The 20003-nt window shown below is 72.0% G+C and carries 15 protein-coding genes; 6 read left to right on the top strand and 9 right to left on the bottom strand.

From position 1 onward, the window contains the following. Positions 1 to 4 precede the first annotated feature (4 nt). From IE273_RS14485 to IE273_RS14460, 6 genes are all read right to left on the bottom strand, one after another. Positions 5 to 937, bottom strand: coding sequence for a branched-chain amino acid ABC transporter permease (locus tag IE273_RS14485; protein WP_189815570.1), 933 nt, complete (start codon positions 935 to 937; stop codon positions 5 to 7). 114 nt (positions 938 to 1051) lie between these two features. Then, a complete protein-coding gene (locus IE273_RS14480; RefSeq protein ID WP_189815569.1) occupies positions 1052 to 2284 on the bottom strand; it encodes a branched-chain amino acid ABC transporter substrate-binding protein in 1233 nt (410 codons plus the stop codon). Positions 2285 to 2574: 290 nt separating this feature from the next. Next, positions 2575 to 3210 (bottom strand): Tat pathway signal sequence domain protein, encoded by a 636-nt coding sequence (locus tag IE273_RS14475; protein WP_189815568.1) that lies wholly within the window; start codon positions 3208 to 3210, stop codon positions 2575 to 2577. Beyond that, positions 3207 to 3605, bottom strand: a complete 399-nt coding sequence (locus IE273_RS14470; protein WP_229887231.1) for a hypothetical protein — start codon at positions 3603 to 3605, stop codon at positions 3207 to 3209. The genes IE273_RS14475 and IE273_RS14470 overlap by 4 nt, the downstream gene beginning before the upstream one ends. 95 nt (positions 3606 to 3700) lie before the next feature. After that, positions 3701 to 4192, bottom strand: coding sequence for a hotdog fold thioesterase (locus IE273_RS14465; protein WP_189815567.1), 492 nt, complete (start codon positions 4190 to 4192; stop codon positions 3701 to 3703). A 47-nt stretch (positions 4193 to 4239) separates the two neighbouring features. After that, a complete protein-coding gene (locus IE273_RS14460) occupies positions 4240 to 6552 on the bottom strand; it encodes an FdhF/YdeP family oxidoreductase (RefSeq protein ID WP_189815566.1) in 2313 nt (770 codons plus the stop codon). Positions 6553 to 6826: 274 nt separating this feature from the next. On the opposite strand from IE273_RS14460, the gene polA reads away from it, so the two are divergent. Further along, complete coding sequence (polA, locus tag IE273_RS14455) at positions 6827 to 9553, top strand: DNA polymerase I (RefSeq protein ID WP_189815565.1); 2727 nt, start codon at positions 6827 to 6829, stop codon at positions 9551 to 9553. A gap of 496 nt (positions 9554 to 10049) precedes the next feature. Then, positions 10050 to 10460: a hypothetical protein gene (locus tag IE273_RS14450; RefSeq protein ID WP_189815564.1), complete on the top strand. Its 411-nt coding sequence runs from the start codon at positions 10050 to 10052 to the stop codon at positions 10458 to 10460. Here IE273_RS14450 and IE273_RS14445 read toward each other — a convergent pair. Continuing rightward, a complete protein-coding gene (locus IE273_RS14445; RefSeq protein ID WP_189815563.1) occupies positions 10369 to 11238 on the bottom strand; it encodes a DUF4184 family protein in 870 nt (289 codons plus the stop codon). The two genes, IE273_RS14450 and IE273_RS14445, sit on opposite strands and share 92 nt — an antisense overlap. A 318-nt stretch (positions 11239 to 11556) precedes the next feature. On the opposite strand from IE273_RS14445, the gene IE273_RS14440 reads away from it, so the two are divergent. The 3 genes from IE273_RS14440 to pgfA all read left to right on the top strand — a co-directional run bounded on the left by IE273_RS14440 (position 11557) and on the right by pgfA (position 14664). Beyond that, the gene (locus IE273_RS14440) at positions 11557 to 13338 is read left to right on the top strand and encodes a lytic transglycosylase domain-containing protein (protein ID WP_189815562.1); all 1782 of its coding nucleotides are present in this window, start codon (positions 11557 to 11559) and stop codon (positions 13336 to 13338) included. A gap of 171 nt (positions 13339 to 13509) precedes the next feature. Next, positions 13510 to 13644 (top strand): SPW_0924 family protein, encoded by a 135-nt coding sequence (locus IE273_RS14435; protein ID WP_189815561.1) that lies wholly within the window; start codon positions 13510 to 13512, stop codon positions 13642 to 13644. Between the two features lie 27 nt (positions 13645 to 13671). Next, entirely contained in the window at positions 13672 to 14664 is a 993-nt protein-coding gene (gene pgfA, locus IE273_RS14430; RefSeq protein WP_189815560.1) for a cell envelope lipid trafficking protein PgfA, read from the top strand. On the opposite strand, the gene hrpB is transcribed toward pgfA, so the two are convergent. Both hrpB and IE273_RS14420 read right to left on the bottom strand, forming a co-directional pair. Beyond that, positions 14654 to 17179, bottom strand: coding sequence for an ATP-dependent helicase HrpB (gene hrpB, locus IE273_RS14425; RefSeq protein WP_189815559.1), 2526 nt, complete (start codon positions 17177 to 17179; stop codon positions 14654 to 14656). The genes pgfA and hrpB overlap by 11 nt on opposite strands. 87 nt (positions 17180 to 17266) lie before the next feature. Then, positions 17267 to 18085 (bottom strand): class I SAM-dependent methyltransferase, encoded by an 819-nt coding sequence (locus IE273_RS14420; protein WP_229887230.1) that lies wholly within the window; start codon positions 18083 to 18085, stop codon positions 17267 to 17269. A gap of 388 nt (positions 18086 to 18473) precedes the next feature. Between IE273_RS14420 and rpsA the strand changes: the two genes are divergently transcribed. Further along, a complete protein-coding gene (gene rpsA, locus IE273_RS14415) occupies positions 18474 to 19964 on the top strand; it encodes a 30S ribosomal protein S1 (protein ID WP_014672073.1) in 1491 nt (496 codons plus the stop codon). Positions 19965 to 20003 lie beyond the last annotated feature (39 nt).

Below are 20003 nucleotides of genomic sequence, written 5' to 3'. Positions count from 1 at the left end.
GGTCTCACGCCCTGTCCGCGACGCGCTCGCCGAGCAGGCCCTGTGGCCTGAACAGCAGTACGAGGATGAGGAGTACGAAGGCCCAGACGTCGGCCCAGGACTGGCTGCCGAACTTGTCCATGCCCGGGATGTCGGCGATGTAGGCGGTGGCCAGGGTCTCGGCGACGCCGAGGACCACGCCGCCGATCATGGCTCCGTAGATGTTGCCGATGCCGCCGAGGACGGCCGCGGTGAAGGCCTTGAGGCCGAGGATGAAGCCCATGCGGAAGTCGATCTGGCCGTACTTGAGGCCGTAGGCGACGCCGCCGATGGCGGCGAAGGCGGCGCCGAGGGCGAAGGCGACCACGATGATGCGGTCGGTGTCGATGCCCATGAGCTTGGCGGTGTCGGGGTCCTGGGCGGTGGCCTGCATGCCGCGTCCGGTGCGGGTCTTCATGACGAAGTAGGCGAGGACGGCCATGCTGATGGGGGCCGCGATGATGAGGAAGACGTCGCCGGTCTGGATGGTGACACTGCCGAGGTGGAAGGGGCCTCCGTTGATCTGCGGGAAGGTGCGGGCGGATTTGGCCTCGGGGTACCAGGCCCAGACGGCCTGCTGGAGGGCGAGGGAGAGGCCGATGGCCGTGATGAGAGGGGCCAGGCGGGGGGCGGTGCGCAGAGGCCGGTAGGCGAACCGCTCCGCTCCCACGGCCACAAGGACGGCGACCAGGACGGCGCCGATGAGCATCAGTGGCAGGGCGACCCACATGGAGGTGCCGTCGGGCAGGATGTACGCGTAGACCGTGAGGGCGCCGAACGCCCCGGTCATGAATATCTCGCCGTGGGCGAAGTTGATGAGCTGGACGATGCCATAGACCATCGTGTAGCCGATGGCGACCAGCCCGTACATGGATCCGAGTAGCAGGCCGTTGACCAGCTGCTGCGGCAGTTCGTTCACCGCATGTCCTCCGAGACGTTCGGAAAAGCTCGACGGATGTGTCCGGATGCGAGTCCGCGCGGGGCGCCAGTGGAACAGCGCCCCGCGCGGCTCGTGAGGATGGTGCGGGCGTGGTCAGCCGGTGAAGGTACCGGACTTGACGGCCGTGAAGGCACCGTTCTTGACGGCGTACACGGTGAGCTGCTTGTTCGTGGCGTCACCGAACTCGTCGAAGGAGACCTTGCCGGTCACACCGTCGAAGGAGACGTTCTGCATGGCGGCCGTGACCTTGGCGCGGGCGTCGGAGGGCAGCTTGCCGCCGTTGTCCTCGACGACCTTCTTCACGGCCTCGATGATCGCCCAGGCGGAGTCGTAGGAGTAGCCGCCGTAGGCGGAGAACTCGTCCTTGTAGCCTGCGGCCTTGTAGTCGGAGACGAACTGCTTGGCGGAGGGCAGAGACTCGACGGGGGCGCCGACCGAGGTGGCGAGGTCGCCGGTGGCCTCGGGACCGGCCAGCTTGCCGTAGGTGGCGTCGTTGATGCCGTCGCCGCCGACGAGCGGGATCTTGGCTCCGGCGGCCTTGATCTGCTTGCTGAGCGGGCCCGCCTGCGGGTATTCGCCGCCGTAGTAGACGACGTCCGCACCCGAGTTCTTCACCTTGGTGGCGACGGCGGAGAAGTCCGTGGTGTCGGGGTTGATGTGCTCGGTGCCGACGACCTTGCCGCCGAGCTTCTTGAACTCCTCGGTGAAGGTGCCGGCGAGGCCCGCGCCGTAGGTCTTCTTGTCGTCGATGACGAAGACCTTCTTCTTCTTGGCGGTGTTGAAGACGTACTGGGCGGCGAACGGGCCCTGGATGGCGTCCGTGGTCGCGGTGCGGAAGTACGACTTGTAGGGGCGCACCTTCTTGGTCTGCCAGTTCGCGCCCTGGGTGAGGGCCGGGCCGGTGTTGGCCGGGGAGACCTCGACGAGCTTGGCGTCGTCGAAGACCTTCTGCATCGACTCGGCGACGGAGGAGTTCAGCGGGCCGACGACGCCGAGGACGTTGCTGTCGGCGACGAGCTTGGTGGCGTTCTGCTGGCCCTGGGACGGCTGTTTCTGGTCGTCGAGGGCCTCGATCTTGAAGGTGACGCCCTTGACGAGCTTCTGCTTGTTGGCGTTGCGGACGGCGAGGTCCGCGGAGTTCTTGATGCCGAGGCCCATGGCGGACAGGTCGCCGGTCAGGGGGGCGTCGACGCCGATGACGACGGTGCTGCCACCGTTGTCGGAGTCGGAGCCCTTGTCGCCGCTGTCGCGCGAGCCGCAGGCGGTGAGGGTGAGCGCTCCCGCCGCCAGCGCGGCGGTGATGGCGATAAGCGAACGTTGACGCACGATCAGTCCTTTCCCCAGGCACAACCGCCTCCCCGTGGAAGCGGCCGAGTCGCGCGCCGCGCTGAACTGGACAATCCGAAGGCGCGGTGACTGGCCGTGACTCTAAGCGTGTGTGGGGAACGTGGAGGAGTGTCTGGCCAAGGCTGTGACGCTCTTGTTATGACACGACGTAATGCAGAGCGGTACTTGGTGGGGTGGAAGGTGGAATTCAGGTGGATTCGCACCGTCCGCATTGTGAGAACCCGCAGGACTCGCCTTGATCCATCCAGGTGTCTCAGCGGTTTTGGTGATTACCGAACTTTGTTGCTGCAGGCGACTTGCAGGGCGTGTGAGAGGTCCTGTGCGTAACGGGGGCCCAGGATGTAGCTCTGGACCTGTATTGCGCGCGTATTACGCAGAGTTACGTCCAGGAAAGGGAGTCCGGCGTTCTTGGGGGCTTTTTCGCATTCCGTCACGTGCATCGTGATCGTGACCTTGCGGGCGGAACCCGACCTTGTTCGAAACGGAACAGGTGGCTCCGAATTCAGGGACAGGCCCGCGTACGGCTGGGTCACCCGGGTCACGGTGACCGGCGGCCCCGAGGTCACGCTCAGCAGCACGGCGAAGCTGAAGCTGCGCGGCGGGGCGCCCGCGGGAGTGGTCCGGCCGTCCAGGTAGGTCATGTCCACCACCTGGGCGGGGTAGGGGACTTGCGCGTGCGCCCGGTCCTCGCGCGGGGGTGGCCGGTGCGGCCGGGTGGCGTACAGATAGCCGCCGCCCGCCAGGGCGACGGCCGCGGCGGCGAGGGCGATGGTGACCCGCCGATGGCGGGCGTACCAGGCGGTCAGGGCCGCGCGTGTCCGGCCGGGCGGACGCGTGTCCTCCGGCCGCCGGCCGTCCCACGCGCGCGTGCCCTCGCCGGGCTCCAGCGGACCGATGCCGCTCATGTCCAGGGACCTGTGCTCGGGGTCCCGTGGCGGTAGCGCGCGGCACACGCCGTGCGGGCCTGACGGTCCATCAACCGCCGGGCGACGTCCGCGCCTTGGCGCTGCCGCACGGAGCGTCCCGCGGCCACGACGTCCAGGAGGATCCGGTACTGCCCGTGGGGCAGGCCCATCGACTGGTAGTCGCCGTAGGTGTCATCGGCGAGCGTCCTGCGGGCCCAGTAGGTGACGAGCCTGGTGCACAGGTCGGCGTCCGAGACCGGCTGCGGTGAGGCCGAGGCCGAGGCCGAGGCCGAGGTGGGGGTGGGAGAGGGAGAGGGAGTGGAGCCGTCCGGTCCGGTGCAGCCCGTCGTACACGGCAGCGCCGGCAACGCCGGCCCCGGTATCAGGAACCTCACCCCCGGCCGGGGGCCTCCTCGCCGTCCCATGTGCCGAAGCTAGAGGGAGGGAGGGCGAGGGGCAACGGTCCGGCCGAGGCCGGTGGAGGCGGCGCTCAGCTCGCGGCGGACTCCGCGGGCGCTCCGTCGCCCGGCCGGACGTCGCGCAGCAGGCAGGTCAGCCGGGCGGTGCAGACGCGGCGGCCCTCCTCGTCGCTGATCACGATCTCGTACGTCGCCGTCGACCGCCCCCGGTGCACCGGCGTGGCCACGCCCGTCACCAGGCCGGAGCGAACGCCGCGGTGGTGCGTGCAGTTCAGGTCCACGCCGACCGCGACCTTCGTGCTGCCGCCGTGCAGCATGGAGCCGACCGAGCCCAGGGTCTCCGCCAGCACCGCGGAGGCGCCGCCGTGCAGCAGGCCGTACGGCTGGGTGTTGCCCTCCACCGGCATGGTCCCGACGACCTTGTCCGCCGAGGCCTCCAGGATCTGCACGCCCATGCGCGTGCCCAGATGCCCGGCCGAGAACAGGGCGGGCAGGTCCACACCGAGCGCCGTGTACTCGTCGAGGACCTCCTGCGGGAACTTCACGTGCTGCTGCTCGCCCATGGGCCGGCTCCGTTCGTCGTCCACCTGTCTGCTCGCTGAGCAAACGCTCAGTCGGTCGCCGATTGTTCCAGACGGCTCCCGGCGGTGCCGCTGTGGTCCTCCAGCCGCACGACGACGGACTTGCTGGCCGGGGTGTTGCTGGTGTCGGCGGTGGCGTCCAACGGCACCAGCACGTTCGTCTCGGGGTAGTACGCCGCCGCGCATCCCCGGGCCGTCGGATACAGCACGACCCGGAAACCGGGCGCCCGCCGCTCCACCCCGTCCCGCCACTCGCTCACCAGGTCGACGTACGACCCCTCGGCGATCCCGAGCGACCGGGCGTCCTCGGGGTGCACCAGGACCACCCGGCGCCCGCCCGTGATGCCCCGGTACCGGTCGTCCAGGCCGTAGATCGTGGTGTTGTACTGGTCGTGCGAGCGCAGGGTCTGCAACAGCAGCCGGCCCTCGGGCAGCGCCGGGTACTCCACCGGCGCGGCAGTGAAGTTCGCCTTGCCCGTGGCTGTCGGGAAGCGCCGCTCGTCGCGCGGGGCGTGCGGAAGCGCGAAGCCGCCGGGCCGGGACACGCGCGCGTCGAAGTCCTCGAAACCGGGGATCACGCGCGCGATGCGGTCACGGACGGTCCCGTAGTCCTTCGCGAACTCCTCCCACGGCACGACGCTGCGCTCGCCGAGCACCCGCCGGGCGAGACCGCAGACGATGGCCGGCTCGGACCGCAGGTGGGGGCTCGCGGGCCTCAGGCGCCCGCGCGAGGCGTGCACCATGCCCATGGAGTCCTCGACCGTCACGAACTGCTCGCCGCTGTCCTGTACGTCGCGTTCGGTCCGGCCCAGCGTGGGCAGGATCAGCGCCCGCGCGCCCGTGACCACATGCGAGCGGTTCAGCTTGGTCGACACGTGCACGGTCAGCCGCGCGCGGCGCATCGCGGCCTCGGTGACCTCCGTGTCGGGCGAGGCGGAGACGAAGTTGCCGCCCATGGCGAAGAAGACCTTCGCCTCGCCGTCGCGCAGCGCGCGGATGGCCCGTACGACGTCGAATCCGTGCTCGCGCGGCGGCGCGAACCCGAACTCCTTCTCCAGGGCGTCCAGGAAGGCCGGCGCGGGCCGCTCGAAGATGCCCATGGTGCGGTCGCCCTGGACGTTGCTGTGCCCGCGCACCGGGCACACGCCCGCCCCCGGGCGGCCGATGTCACCGCGCAGCAGCAGGAAGTTGACCACCTCGCGGATGGTCGGGACGGCGTGCTTGTGCTGGGTGAGGCCCATGGCCCAGCAGACGATGGTCCGCCGCGAGGCGAGGACCATGCCGAGGGCCTGCTCGATCTCCGCGCGCGTGAGGCCGGTCGCGGTCAGCGTCTCGTCCCAGTCGGCGGCACGCGCGGCCTTCGCGAACTCCTCGAAGCCGTGGGTGTGTTCGCGGACGAACTCCTCGTCGACCGCACCCTCGGTCTCCAGGATCAGCTTGTTGAGGAGCCGGAAGAGGGCCTGGTCGCCGCCGATGCGGATCTGGAGGAACAGGTCGGTGAGGGCGGCGCCCTTGAGGAGGCCCTGCGGGGTCTGGGGGTTCTTGAAGCGCTCCAGGCCCGCCTCGGGCAGCGGGTTGACGCTGATGACCTTCGCGCCGTTCGCCTTGGCCTTCTCCAGCGCGGAGAGCATCCGCGGGTGGTTCGTGCCCGGGTTCTGGCCCGCGACGATGATCAGGTCGGCCTTGTACAGGTCCTCCAGCAGGACGCTGCCCTTGCCGATCCCGATGGTCTCGCTGAGCGCCGACCCGGACGACTCGTGGCACATGTTCGAGCAGTCCGGCAGGTTGTTCGTGCCCAGCTCGCGCGCGAAGAGCTGGTACAGGAACGCGGCCTCGTTGCTGGTGCGGCCCGAGGTGTAGAAGACGGCCTCGTCCGGGGAGCCGAGGGCGGCGATCTCCTCGGCGACGATGTCGAAGGCCCGCTCCCAGGAGACCGGCTCGTAGTGCGTGCCGCCCTCGGGGAGGTACATGGGGTGGGTGAGCCGGCCCTGCTGTCCCAGCCAGTAGCCGCTGCGGCCGGACAGGTCCGCGACGGAGTGCGCGGCGAAGAACTCGGGCGTGACCCGGCGCAGGGTGGCCTCCTCGGCCACCGCCTTGGCGCCGTTCTCGCAGAACTCCGCCGTGTGCCGGTGGTCCGGCTCCGGCCAGGCGCAGCCCGGGCAGTCGAAGCCGTCCTTCTGGTTCACGCGCAGCAGCGTCAGCGCGGTGCGCCTCACGCCCATCTGCTGCTGGGCGATGCGCAGCGTGTGCCCGATGGCCGGCAGCCCCGCCGCCGCGTGCCGGGGCTCCGCGACCTGCGGCGCGTCCTGGACCGGATCACCCTTGGGCGGCTTCGTCGCCATCGCACGATCCCCTTCGACTGCGTGTGAGAAGTACGCCGACGATCCTCCCACGGCCCGCCGACAACGGTGCCGGGCGGGCAGGGCGGGGGCGGCAGCATTGCTTGCGCCGGTTCCACGGCGTTCGTCCGACGCTCGTCGCCGTGACGCGCGGGACGCTCGTCGCCGTGGGACGCGCGGGATCCTCGTCGCCGTGAGCGACCGGGAGGCAACCGGCCGTGCCCCCGCCGGAACCGCCCGGCCCGCGCTGTCAGTGGCTCGTGGCAGGATCGGGGACGTGGCAGAGACAGCATCGAAGCAGACCGACAAGACCCCCGGCGGCTCCCGTCCCCGGCTGATGCTCATGGACGGGCACTCGCTGGCGTACCGCGCGTTCTTCGCGCTGCCCGCGGAGAACTTCACGACCGCGACCGGTCAGCCGACGAACGCGATCTACGGCTTCGCGTCGATGCTGGCCAACACCCTGCGTGACGAGGCGCCCACGCACTTCGCGGTGGCCTTCGACGTCTCCCGCAAGACCTGGCGCTCCGAGCGGTTCACCGAGTACAAGGCGAACCGCTCCAAGACCCCGGACGAGTTCAAGGGCCAGGTCGAGCTGATCGGCGAGCTGCTCGACGCGATGCACGCGCACCGCTTCGCCGTCGAGGGCTACGAGGCGGACGACATCATCGCCACCCTCGCCACCCAGGCCGAGGCCGCGGGCTTCGAGGTGCTGATCGTCACCGGCGACCGCGACTCCTTCCAGCTGGTCAGCGAGAACACCACCGTGCTCTACCCGACCAAGGGCGTCTCGGAGCTGACCCGCTTCACCCCGGAGAAGGTTTTCGAGAAGTACGGATTGACGCCCGCCCAGTACCCGGACTTCGCGGCCCTGCGCGGCGACCCGTCCGACAACCTCCCCGGCATCCCCGGCGTCGGCGAGAAGACCGCCGCGAAGTGGATCAACCAGTTCGGCTCCTTCGCCGAGCTGGTCGAGCGGGTCGAGGAGGTCAAGGGCAAGGCCGGGCAGAACCTCCGCGACCACCTGGAGTCCGTCAAGCTCAACCGCCTCCTCACCGAGCTGGAACGCCAGGTGGAGCTGCCGAAGGCGGTCGCCGACCTGGAGCGGGCCCCGTACGACCGCAAGGCCGTCGCGATGGTCCTGGACACCCTGGAGATCCGCAACCCGTCGCTGCGCGAGCGGCTCTTCGCCGTCGACCCCGGCACGGAGGAGGCCGAGGCCACCCCGGTCGCCACCGACGGCGTCGAGATCGACGGCGCGATCCTGCGCACCGGCGAGCTGGCCCCCTGGCTCGCCGAGCACGGCGCCGGACCCCTGGGCGTCGCCACCGTCGACACCTGGGCGCTGGGCGCCGGCTCGGTCGCCGAGGTCGCCCTCGCCGCGGCCGGGGGAGCGGCGGCCTGGTTCGACCCGTCGGAGCTGGACGAGGCCGACGAGAACGCCTTCGCCGCCTGGCTGGCCGACGCGGCCCGCCCCAAGGTGTTCCACAACGCCAAGGGCGCCATGCGGGTCTTCGCCGAGCACGGCTGGAGCGTCGAGGGCGTGCGCATGGACACCGCGCTCGCCGCCTACCTGGTCAAGCCCGGCCGCCGCTCCTTCGACCTGGACGCGCTGTCGATGGAGTACCTGCACCGCGAGCTGGCCCCCGCCGCGGCGGCCGACGGCCAGCTGGCCTTCGGCGCGGACGACGGCGCCGAGGCCGAGTCCCTGATGGTCCAGGCCCGCGCCGTCCTGGACCTCGGCACGGCCTTCGAGGGCCGCCTGGCGGAGGTCGGCGCCGCCGACCTGCTCCGCGACATGGAGCTGCCCACCTCCGCGCTGCTCGCCCGCATGGAGCGCCACGGCATCGCGGCGGACCGGCCCCACCTCGAAGCGATGGAGCAGATGTTCGCGGGCGCCGTGCAACAGGCCGTGAAGGAGGCGCACGCGGCGGCCGGCCACGAGTTCAACCTGGGCTCGCCCAAGCAGCTCCAGGAGGTCCTCTTCGGCGAGCTGGCCCTGCCGAAGACGAAGAAGACCAAGACCGGCTACACCACGGACGCCGACGCCCTGGCCTGGCTCGCCACCCAGACCGACAACGAACTGCCCGTGATCATGCTCCGGCACCGCGAGCAGGCCAAGCTGCGGGTGACCGTCGAGGGCCTGATCAAGACCATCGCGGGGGACGGCCGGATCCACACCACCTTCAACCAGACGGTGGCCGCGACCGGGCGTCTGTCCTCCACCGACCCCAACCTCCAGAACATCCCCGTCCGCACGGACGAGGGCCGGGCGATCCGCCGGGGATTCGTGGTCGGCGAGGGCTTCGAGTCCCTGATGACCGCGGACTACAGCCAGATCGAACTGCGTGTCATGGCCCACCTCTCCGAGGACGCGGGGCTGATCCAGGCGTTCACCTCCGGTGAGGACCTGCACACCACCGCCGCGTCCCAGGTGTTCGGCGTCGAGCCCGGCGCGGTCGACGCCGAGATGCGCCGCAAGATCAAGGCGATGTCGTACGGCCTCGCGTACGGCCTGTCCGCGTTCGGCCTCTCCCAGCAGCTGAACATCGAGGCGGCCGAGGCCCGCGCCCTGATGGACGCCTACTTCGAGCGCTTCGGCGGGGTGCGGGACTATCTGCGCCGGGCGGTCGACGAGGCCCGGGCGACGGGCTACACCGCGACGCTCTTCGGGCGCCGCCGCTACCTGCCCGACCTCAACAGCGACAACCGCCAGCGCCGCGAGGCGGCCGAGCGCATGGCCCTCAACGCGCCCATCCAGGGCACGGCGGCGGACATCGTGAAGATCGCCATGCTCAAGGTGGACAGCGCGCTGCGGGAGGCGGACCTCAGGTCCCGCATGCTCCTCCAGGTCCACGACGAGATCGTGCTGGAGATCGCCCCCGGCGAGCGGGCGGCGGCGGAGGAGATCGTCCGCCGCGAAATGGCGGGCGCCGTGCAGCTCAGGGCCCCGCTGGACGTCTCGGTGGGCGTGGGCCCGGACTGGGAATCGGCGGCCCACTAGCCATGCGGCGCATGGGGGGGGTGACCGAGCGGAGGCGCGGGCATTGCGGCCAAGGGTGATCGGCTTCGCCGCCGGAACGCCGATCACCCCTCCCCCCCACGATGCGGCCCGGCGGTGCGGGGCACGCCGCCCCCGACCGCCGGGCATCTCCCCACGATGCGGCCCGGCGGTGCGGGGCAGCGCGCCCCCGATCGCCGATCGCCTCCCCCAGCCCAGCCCAGCCCAGCGGTGCGGGGCACGCCGACCCCGACCGCCGGTCATCTCCCCCCGACGCAGCCCGGCGGTGCGGGGCAGCGCGCCCCGACCGCCGATCACCTCCCCCCCCCACGGCGCGGCCCAGCGGTGCGGGACGCCGTGCCCCCCGACCGCCTCGCTCCCTCCTCGCCACGACCCACCCGAGCTCGAACGCCCGGTCGGTCCCCCGGAGGGATTCGTCACAACCCGAACGGACCCCGCCAAAACGCCCCCCACCCCTCGCAGCCGCAACACTGCGGGCATGGGTATACGCATGCTTCACCGCCGGACGCCCGAGGCATCAGCCGGGGTCTGGGTGGACACCGCCTCGACGCAGGCCGTGCCCGCCGCGCCGGTGCCGGCCCTCGCGGCCGACGCAAGCACCGCCCGCATCCCGGCCGATCTGGCCACGACCGTCCGCAATGTCCCCAAGGACCTCCGGCGCAGGGTCGCCGACCGCGCGGCCCGCACCCCCGACTGGCGCCAGTGGGCCGACCTGGCCCGCGGCTACGCCGCCCTCGTCCTCACCCTGATCCCGAGATCACGCCCCCGGCCCACGCTCACGGTCTTCGTCGCGTCCGTCACCGAGCGACCGGCCGCCCCCGGCCCGCACCGACCACCCCACCCGGATCCCCTGGACCCCCGGGACCGGCGGCCGGACGCCAGACCCTGACCCCGACGGCGTACAGCAGCAGCCCCAGGAGCAGCCCGGCGCCCACCCCGAAGCACAGGGTGGGCACCAACTCCCACGGCCCCGCGGCCGTACCCCGCCGCTCCCGCCACCGCGCCGTTCGCTGCACCGCCGCGGCCAGCGCGCAGCCGCCGATCACCGCGAGCGCCCGGCACCGGTCCCGCACGGACAGCACCGGCACCCCCGCCGGCACCCCGTCCGGCGCCCGCCGCAGCGCGCGTACCACGAACACGGCGATCACCACGGCACCCGCCGCCGACGAGCCGTACTGAAGCCAGGTGAACAGCGGTACACCGGCCGGACGGTCCCGCCCGATGGCCGGAACCAGCCGCGTGCCCCACCGGTCGTGATGCGTGAACGCGTCCCCCACCACATGGGTGAGCGCGCCGAGCACCGCGGAGGCGTACCACCGCCCCACCGACGCGGTCCGCACCCGCGCGCGGGGCGCACCGCAGCGCAGCAGGGCGGCCGGCCGGCCCTGTCGCGCCCGTGGCAGCAGCGCGAGCAACGGCTCCCGGACCAGCAGCCACATCCCCGCCAGGGCCCAGGCGATGAGCACGTCGACCGAGACGACGCCGGCGAACGCGTGCGTGACCGAGCCGAACTCCATCCCGCCGGGCAGGACTCCGGCCGCGTAGTAGGGCATGTCGGGCGCGAAGGAACCCGTGACGAGCACCGTCGGCACCAGTGGGCCCCGGCCGCTCCCGTCCCGTCGGACCGCGGGCAGCACGGCCGCCGCATGGCTGAGTGTGAACGGCAACAGGGCCTCCCGGAGCGGTCGGCGGCGCGGAACGCGGCGCCGGTGATCAGGCCGGCCCCAGTATGCGTGACCGCCGTCCGGGGCAGGCATGGGCAGCGACAGTTGGCCAAACGGTGAAATCCGGGTGTGAACCGGTGCAGGTTCCAAGCAACTTGTCGTAGGGTCACCTGCGTCGCCGTGCGGGCGCACGGCCGTACACCCGTCGCACGGAGGGAAGGGCGGAACAGGCGCAACCACAGCACCGGGTCAACCGTCACACCAGAGCGAGGCAGACAGAAGGAGACGGACGCACGGGCGTCCATGGGAGGGGTTCACTCTATGGCGGCGCATTTCGGCAGGCGGCTGCGCAAGGGAGCGGCGACCACCGCCGTGGCCGCGGCGGCGGTCGCGGCTCTGTCCGCGTCCCAGGCACCGGGAGTGACCAACGAGGACGACGGCAGACCGGCGGCGGCCGGCGCCAGCGCCCCCGCCACGGACGGGGCCGCCGACGGCAATGCCACCGCCAACGCGACCGGCAACTCGCCGTACTACACGGACCTGCCGCCCCTGAAGAGCCCCAACCCCAGCCCCGCGCCGAGCGCCGGCCCCCCCGTCTCCCGCGGGGCAGCCGAGGCGGGCATCCCGGCGACGGTCCTCGACGCCTACAAGAAAGCCGAGGCGGAACTGCGCTCCGCCAAGCCCGGCTGCAACCTGCCCTGGCAACTGCTCGCCGCCATCGGCAAGGTGGAGTCGGGGCACGCCCGCGGCGGCCAGGTCGACGCCGACGGCACCACCGTGGGCCGCATCCTGGGCCCGCAGCTCGACGGCAACGGCTTCGCGCTCATCCCGGACACCGACGGCGGCGCGTACGACGGCAACAGCACCTACGACCAGGCCGTCGGCCCCATGCAGTTCATCCCGTCGACCTGGGCCTGGGCGGGCCGTGACGGCAACGGGGACGGCAAGAAGGACCCCAACAACGTCTACGACGCCGCCCTCGCCGCGGGCCACTACCTGTGCCGCAACGACTGGGACATGTCCACCGAGGGCGGCCTGCACAGCGCGATCCTCAGCTACAACAACTCGCAGGACTACCTCAACCTGGTCCTGAACTGGCTGGAGTACTACCGCAAGGGCAGCCACTCCGTCCCCGACGGCACCGGCGGCGTCCCCGAGCACCGCAGCGACGACGACTCCGGCGGTACACACTCCCCGAAGCCCTCGGACCCGCCGGCCAAGCCGGACCCGAAGCCCCACAAGCCCGGCGGCGACGGCGGAAGCGACCACGGCGGGAGCGAGAGCCCCGACCCCGCGCCGCCTACGCCGCCCACCCCGCCGACCCCGCCCGCCCCGCCGACACCGCCGACGGGCCCGCAGACGCCCACCGACCTGGTGGACCACCTGGTGGGCGTGGGCACCGGAAAGCTCAGCGCCATGGCCGGTGACGCCTTCGCCGAGCCGGTCAGCGTCCGCGCCGAGACCAAGGTCGGCAAGTCCGTCGCCAAGATCAGGATCCGGTTCACCATCACCGGTGACACCGACGCCACCTTCGCCGGCGGCGAGACCGTGGCCACGGTCGCCACCGACGCCAAGGGCGTCGCGCTCGCCCCGGCGCTCCAGGCCGGCGAGAAGACCGGCGACTTCAAGGTCACCGCCGCCGTCGTGGGACGCACGGTCAAGGGCGTCGATTTCGCGGCGACCGTCACCGCGCGCGCCGCCGACACCCTGGTCCGCACCGGCGACACCCCGCTGAGCTGCACGCCGGGCGGCGAGTTCGCCGACCAGGTCCAGGTGAAGGCGACGTACAAGGGCGCCGTCGCGGACAAGGTCGCGGCCACCGCCACACTGCTCAAGTCGGCGGACGACGCCACGGAGAACGACAAGGGCCCCTACTTCAAGGACGCCGACGGCAAGGCCGTCCGCACCCTCACCGGCCTCCAGACGGACGACAAGGGCCTGCTCACGCTGCCGAAGCTGTACGCCGACGGCACCACCGGCACGTTCCTGCTCCGCATCACCACCACGGGCGGGGCCACGCTCACGGTGGAACTGAAGGTCGCCCCCGCCGGCTCCCCGGCGAGCCCGGAGCCGAGCCCGGACCCGAGCGCGTCCGCCTCCTGACGCACAACGGCGCACAGGGCGCCCGACCCGCTCCGGCGGGCGGGCGCCCTTCTTCGTGCGTGCACCGCTGTTCTCATCTCGTCCGCCCGTTGCTACGGTGCCTGCCCTGACGGCCCATCAGGATCCGGTGGGGACCCGTCAGGACACCGACCGCCCGCCGGGAGGCCCCGCATGCGCGCCCTGATCGCCGCCGCGACCGGTCTCGCCCTCGCGCTCGCCCTGGTCCTCACGGTCAGCGCGCTGGGCTCGCCGTCGGGCCGGACGTCCCCCGAGCCGTTGCTGACGACGGTGCCCGCGCACCCGTAGCCGCGCCCGTCCCGAAGGGAGGCCGCAATGCGCCGCAAGGCAAGCCTGGTCCTGCTCGCCTGCGCCGTGTTCTGCGCGGCGCTGGCCCCCCTGGTGCGGTGGTACGCCTTCCCCCGCCTGGCCAGGATCCCCGCGAACCAGTACCAGGACATGGTCCTGGAGGCCCGGAACGCCACCCTCCTCGACTACGGCACCCTGCGCGCGAAGAAGGTCCCCAAGGTCACCATCGTGCAGACCCTCAAGGGCGACGTGGAGGCCGCGAAGAAGATCGCGAGGACGGCGGGACGGCCCGTCGTCGTCTGGGACAGCCTCTCCTACGTCCAGGGCCCCGACGGCACCATGGTCTCCAAGGTGCCCGAACGGTACATCTTCGACGCCCACAGCCAGGACCCCGTGCACGCCACCGGCGAGATGGTCGACGGCGACCCGGTGAAACGCGAGGGCATCGAGTTCAAGTGGCCCTTCCTGACCCAGAAACGGGACTACGAGTACTTCGACGCGCAGACCCGCACCACCAACCCCATCCACTACCGGGACACCCGGACCTTCCGCGGCCTGACGGTCTACTACTTCGAGCAGACCGTCCCCTGGACCAAGGTCCCCATGCCGAAGACCATGCCCGTCCGGGGCATCACCCCGGAATCGGTCGCCCGGACCGGCACCACCCGCTGGTACACCACGGTCCGCAGGTTCTGGGTCGAACCCGTCACCGGCGCACCCGTCTACGGCGAGGAGATCCACCAGGAGGAACTGCGCGGCGGCACCCTGCTCGGCGGTCGCGCCAAGGTCACCGCGTTCGCCGGGCACGTGAAGATGCGCGAGGACTACATCGACCACACGGTCGACCTCGTCCGCCACAACCGCACCCTCGTCCTGGCCCTCACCTCGTACGTCCCCTGGGGCTCCCTCGGCCTCGGCCTGTCCTTCCTCGCCCTCTCCCTCTTGCTGGAGGCCCGCGCCCGCCGCCCGCAGGACCCCGCCGGCACGCGGACGCAGGAACCCGAACCGGTCAGCGCCTGAGCCGCGCGTTGGTGTGCCGGGTGGGCTCGGCGGTCGCCGGGTCCTCCGGCCACGGGTGCTTGGGGTACCGGCCGCGCAGCTCCGCCCGGACGGCCCGGTAACCGTCCGCCCAGAAGGAGGCGAGGTCGGCGGTGACGGCGGCGGGCCGCCCGGCGGGCGAGAGCAGGTGCACGAGCAGCGGCACACCCGCGACGGCCGGTGTCTCCCGCAGCCCGAACATCTCCTGGAGCTTGACGGCGAGGACCGGCCGCCCGGGATCCCGGTAGTCGATGCGGACCCTGGACCCACTCGGTACGGCGATCCGCTCGGGCGCGAGCTCGTCCAGCCGGGCGGCCTCCCCGCCCGCCCAGGGCAGCAGCCGCGCGAGTGCCTGTCCGGCATCGATCCGCGCGAGATCGGCCCGCCGCCGGGCCCGGCTCAGCTCCGGTTCCAGCCACTCGTCCACGCGCGCGTGGAGCGCCGCGTCGGACACGTCCGGCCACGGCTCACCCAGGTGCGCCCGCAGGAACGCCAGCCGCTGCCGCAACACCTCCGCCTCCGGCGACCAGCGGAGCAGCCCGAGCCCGCCGTGCCGGAGCCCGTCGAGGAGTGCGCCGCGTACGAGAGCCGGATCGGCGTCCTTCAGGGGCCGTACGGCCAGCTCGATCGCCCCCAGCCGTTCGACATGCCGGGCCACGACGTCCCCGTCGGCCCAGTGCACCTCGTCCCCCTCCGCCAGCAGCGCGCCGGCGGCGGCCCGCGCCACGTCCTCGTCCACGGCCGTCCCGAGCAGCACGCGCGCGTGGCCCTTGCCGGCGGGCCGGTCGGCGACGGCCACGACGATCCAGGGAGCACCGCGCAGCGCCGACCCCTCGGCCGGTTCCGCGCGCGTCCCGGACGCCATGAGGTACGACCCGCCGTCGAGCTCGGCGACACGCTCGGGAAAGGCCAGGGCGGCGACCAGCCCGGCGAGCTTGTCGTCGCCGGTGCCCGGTCCGGCCTGGACGGCGCCTTGGTGCCGACCGTGAAGGGCGGGCGGGTGCGCGAACTCCTCCGAGACGCCCCTCAGCCGCCGTACCTCCGCGGCCCACCGCGCGGCGTAGGCGTCACCCCCACGCCGGACACGGCGCAACGCACCGGCGAGATCGTCCCCGTAGTCCCGGGGCACCTCCTCGGAAAGCAGGGCGACAACCTCCGCCCCCTGACCGGCGGTGTCGAGCAACGCCCGCCCCAGCCGGGGGTGCACCCCCAGCCGAGCCATCCGCACGCCGACCTCCGTGGCCCGCCCGGCGGAGTCCACCGCTCCCACGGCCGCCAGCACCTCCCGTGCCGCCGTCATCGCCCCGCCCGGCGGCGGATCCAGCAACGCCAGCCCGGAGGCGTCCGGATCGCCCCAGCAGGCCGCCTGAAGGGCGAACGCGGTCAGGTCGGCCACCTTGATCTCCGGCGCCGGGAAGGCCGGCAGACGGACGTCCTCGGCCTCCGCCCAGCACCGGTACACCGCACCCGGCGCCTCACGCCCGGCCCGCCCCGCCCGCTGCCGCCCGGCCGCCCGCGACGCCCGTACGGTCGTCAGCCCGCTCAGCCCGCGCGCGTGGTCCACCCGGGGCTCCCGCGCCAGCCCGGAGTCGACCACCACCCGCACCCCCGGCACGGTCAGCGACGACTCGGCCACGGACGTCGCCAGCACCACCCGGCGCCGCGCCCCGGGCACCAGCACCGCGTCCTGCACGGCGGCCGGCGCCCGGCCGTGCACCTGGAGCACATCCACGTCACCGAGATCCCCGAGCAGGCCCGCCACCCGCGCGATCTCGCCCACGCCCGGCAGGAAACACAGCACGTCCCCGGTCCGCTCGGCCAGCGCCCGCCGTACCACCGACGCCACATGGGCCAGCAGCGCCGGATCCACCCGCATCCCGTGCGGCGGCCGGACCGGACGCGCCGGGGGAGCCCACACGACCTCCACCGGATGCGCCGCGCCCGCCGCCTCGACCACCGGCGCTCCGCCGAGCAGCCGCGCCCACCCCTCGGCGTCCGTGGTCGCCGACGCGGCCACCAGCCGCAGTTCCGGCCGCAGCGCCTGCCGCACGTCCCACAGGAACGCGGCCACCGTGTCCGCGTCCAGATGCCGCTCGTGGCACTCGTCGAGGACGACGACGTCCACCCCGGTCAGCTCCTGGTCACGCTGGAGCCGCTGGAGCAGGACACCGGTCGTCACGACCTCCACGCGCGTGTGCCGTCCCACGGTCCGCTCGCCGCGCACCGTGAAGCCGACGCTCCCGCCCGGTTTCTCGCCCAGCAGCCACGCCATGCGCCGGGCCGCCGCCCGCGCCGCGATCCGCCGCGGCTCGGCCACCACGACCCGCCGTGCGGGACCGCCGCCGACCAGCCCCGCCAGCACCAGCGGCACCAGCGTCGTCTTGCCGGTGCCGGGCGGCGCCACGAGGACGGCGGTGCCGTGCCCGTCGAGGGCCTCGGCCAGGGCAGGAAGGGCGCCACGCACGGGAAGGGCGTCCAGGGCGTCGTAACGGATCACGCCCCTAGTGTCGTACGGGGCCCTGAACGATCGGCACGCGCGCGTGCGACCGCCGGTCCCGGGCGGCGCTCGGGCCGCCCGGGACGATCAGTCCCGCTCGCACACGAAGATCGCCGTGCCCGGGATCAGGTTCCCGCGCAGCGGCGACCAGCCGCCCCACTCCGAGGTGTTCCAGGCCGGCCACTCCGGCTCCACCAGGTCCACCAGCCGGAACCCGGAGGCCACGATGTCCCGCACCCGGTCGCCGATCGTCCGGTGGTGCTCCACGTAGACCGCGCGACCCCGCTCGTCCTGCTCCACGTACGGCGTGCGGTCGAAATAGGACGAGGACACCGACAGACCCTCCGGGCCCGGCTCGTCCGGGAACGCCCAGCGGATCGGATGCGTCACCGAGAACACGAACCGTCCGCCCGGCCGCAGCACCCGGCGCACCTCGCGCAGCACCAGCCGCGGATCGGCCACGAACGGCAGCGCCCCGTACGCGGAGCACGCCAGGTCGAAGGAGCCGTCCGCGAACGGCAGCGCGCCGGCGTCGGCGCAGACCAGCGGGAACGATCCGCCGATCCGCAGCGCGTGCTGCAACTGGCGGTGCGAGAGGTCCAGGGCCACCGGACGCGCGCCCTGGGCGGCCAGCCAGCGCGCGCACTGCGCCGCGCCCGCGCCGATCTCCAGGGCCGTCTTGCCCTTCAGTTCCTCCGGCGGGCCGAGCAGCTCGGCCTCCACCTCGTCCAGGCCCTCCGGGCCCCACACGAAGCGGTCGTCGCCGAGGAACGTGCCGTGCTCGATCTGGTACTCGTCGGCGTTGCGGTCCCACCAGCCCCGGTTGGCCCGCGTGCTCTCGGTGACGTCCGCGTCACGCCGTGTGGCTTCCGGCTCGAACCCGTCGGACCCCTCCGGCTCGTGCACTTCCGGCTCTTGGATGATCGGCTCCCTCGTCGTACTCTTCCGTCCAGCCCGCCGGGGGTCCGCGCGGAAGGGGTCCCCAGGCCCGTACTGGCCTGTTGGGACGTTTCTTCTGCCGGAAATGCGGCGATCTGCCCCGGGTGTGCGCCTTCGCGCATTGACCATGTCCGGCTGCCCCCGTATGCTACAAGTTGCGCTGCGGGCCTGCGCACCTCAGACGTAGCAGGCTGCGCTCGCATCTGTTGTATGTCCCCTCGGTTGTCGAGGCGCCACCGGGCACCCGGTGCTCAATGTGGCGCTTCCTTGGCTGTCCGGCTTCTACAGAGCGAAACGGGCTCCCGGCGTAAGCAGTACCTACGACTTCAATGTCCGTACCGGAGCCCTTTCCCACATGACGAGCAGCACCGAGACCACCGCCACCACTCCGCAGGTAGCGGTCAACGACATCGGTAACGAGGAAGCCTTCCTCGCAGCGATCGACGAGACGATCAAGTACTTCAACGACGGCGACATCGTCGACGGCGTCATCGTGAAGGTCGACCGGGACGAGGTCCTGCTCGACATCGGTTACAAGACCGAAGGTGTCATCCCGAGCCGCGAGCTCTCGATCAAGCACGACGTCGACCCGAACGAGGTCGTCGCCGTCGGTGACGAGATCGAGGCCCTGGTCCTCCAGAAGGAGGACAAGGAAGGCCGCCTGATCCTCTCGAAGAAGCGCGCCCAGTACGAGCGTGCCTGGGGCACCATCGAGAAGATCAAGGAAGAGGACGGCATCGTCACCGGTACCGTCATCGAGGTCGTCAAGGGTGGTCTCATCCTCGACATCGGCCTCCGTGGCTTCCTGCCGGCCTCCCTGGTCGAGATGCGCCGCGTCCGCGACCTCCAGCCGTACGTCGGCAAGGAGCTTGAGGCCAAGATCATCGAGCTGGACAAGAACCGCAACAACGTGGTCCTGTCCCGCCGTGCCTGGCTGGAGCAGACCCAGTCCGAGGTCCGCCAGACGTTCCTCACGACCCTCCAGAAGGGTCAGGTCCGCTCCGGTGTGGTCTCCTCGATCGTCAACTTCGGTGCCTTCGTGGACCTGGGTGGCGTCGACGGTCTGGTCCACGTCTCCGAGCTGTCCTGGAAGCACATCGACCACCCGTCCGAGGTCGTCGAGGTCGGCCAGGAGGTCACCGTCGAGGTCCTCGACGTCGACATGGACCGCGAGCGCGTCTCCCTGTCGCTGAAGGCGACCCAGGAAGACCCGTGGCAGCAGTTCGCCCGCACCCACCAGATCGGCCAGGTCGTGCCCGGCAAGGTCACGAAGCTGGTGCCGTTCGGTGCGTTCGTCCGCGTGGACGAGGGCATCGAGGGTCTGGTCCACATCTCCGAGCTGGCCGAGCGCCACGTGGAGATCCCGGAGCAGGTCGTCCAGGTCAACGACGAGATCTTCGTCAAGGTCATCGACATCGACCTGGAGCGTCGTCGGATCAGCCTCTCGCTGAAGCAGGCCAACGAGTCCTTCGGTGCCGACCCGACGGCGGTCGAGTTCGACCCGACCCTGTACGGCATGGCCGCGTCCTACGACGACCAGGGCAACTACATCTACCCCGAGGGCTTCGACCCGGAGACCAACGACTGGCTGCCGGGCTACGAGAAGCAGCGCGAGGAGTGGGAGCGCCAGTACGCCGAGGCGCAGTCCCGCTTCGAGCAGCACCAGCAGCAGGTCATCAAGTCCCGCGAGGCCGACGCCGCTGCCGCGGCCGAGGGTGGCGAGGCTGCGGCTCCGGCCGCGACCGGCGGTTCGTACTCCTCCGAGGGCGCGGACACCTCCGGTGCGCTGGCCTCGGACGAGGCGCTGGCCGCGCTGCGCGAGAAGCTGGCCGGTGGGCAGAGCTGAACGCTAGCCGCTGGGCTTAGCCGATAGTCGGCTGAGGGG

The sequence above is a fragment of the Streptomyces olivaceoviridis genome (assembly GCF_014650115.1).
GTDB classification, from domain to species: domain Bacteria; phylum Actinomycetota; class Actinomycetes; order Streptomycetales; family Streptomycetaceae; genus Streptomyces; species Streptomyces olivaceoviridis.
The sequence above is the reverse complement of the archived record's forward strand: the minus strand, read 5'-3'. Positions and strand labels throughout refer to the sequence as shown.

Coding starts and splice junctions, on each gene's coding strand:
- IE273_RS14475 (WP_189815568.1), bottom strand. CDS start 3,210: ATGAGCGGCATCGGTCCGCTGGAGCCCGGCGAGGGCACGCGCGCGTGG.
- IE273_RS14465 (WP_189815567.1), bottom strand. CDS start 4,192: ATGGGCGAGCAGCAGCACGTGAAGTTCCCGCAGGAGGTCCTCGACGAG.
- IE273_RS14460 (WP_189815566.1), bottom strand. CDS start 6,552: ATGGCGACGAAGCCGCCCAAGGGTGATCCGGTCCAGGACGCGCCGCAG.
- IE273_RS14450 (WP_189815564.1), top strand. CDS start 10,050: ATGGGTATACGCATGCTTCACCGCCGGACGCCCGAGGCATCAGCCGGG.
- IE273_RS14440 (WP_189815562.1), top strand. CDS start 11,557: ATGGCGGCGCATTTCGGCAGGCGGCTGCGCAAGGGAGCGGCGACCACC.
- IE273_RS14435 (WP_189815561.1), top strand. CDS start 13,510: ATGCGCGCCCTGATCGCCGCCGCGACCGGTCTCGCCCTCGCGCTCGCC.
- pgfA (WP_189815560.1), top strand. CDS start 13,672: ATGCGCCGCAAGGCAAGCCTGGTCCTGCTCGCCTGCGCCGTGTTCTGC.
- rpsA (WP_014672073.1), top strand. CDS start 18,474: ATGACGAGCAGCACCGAGACCACCGCCACCACTCCGCAGGTAGCGGTC.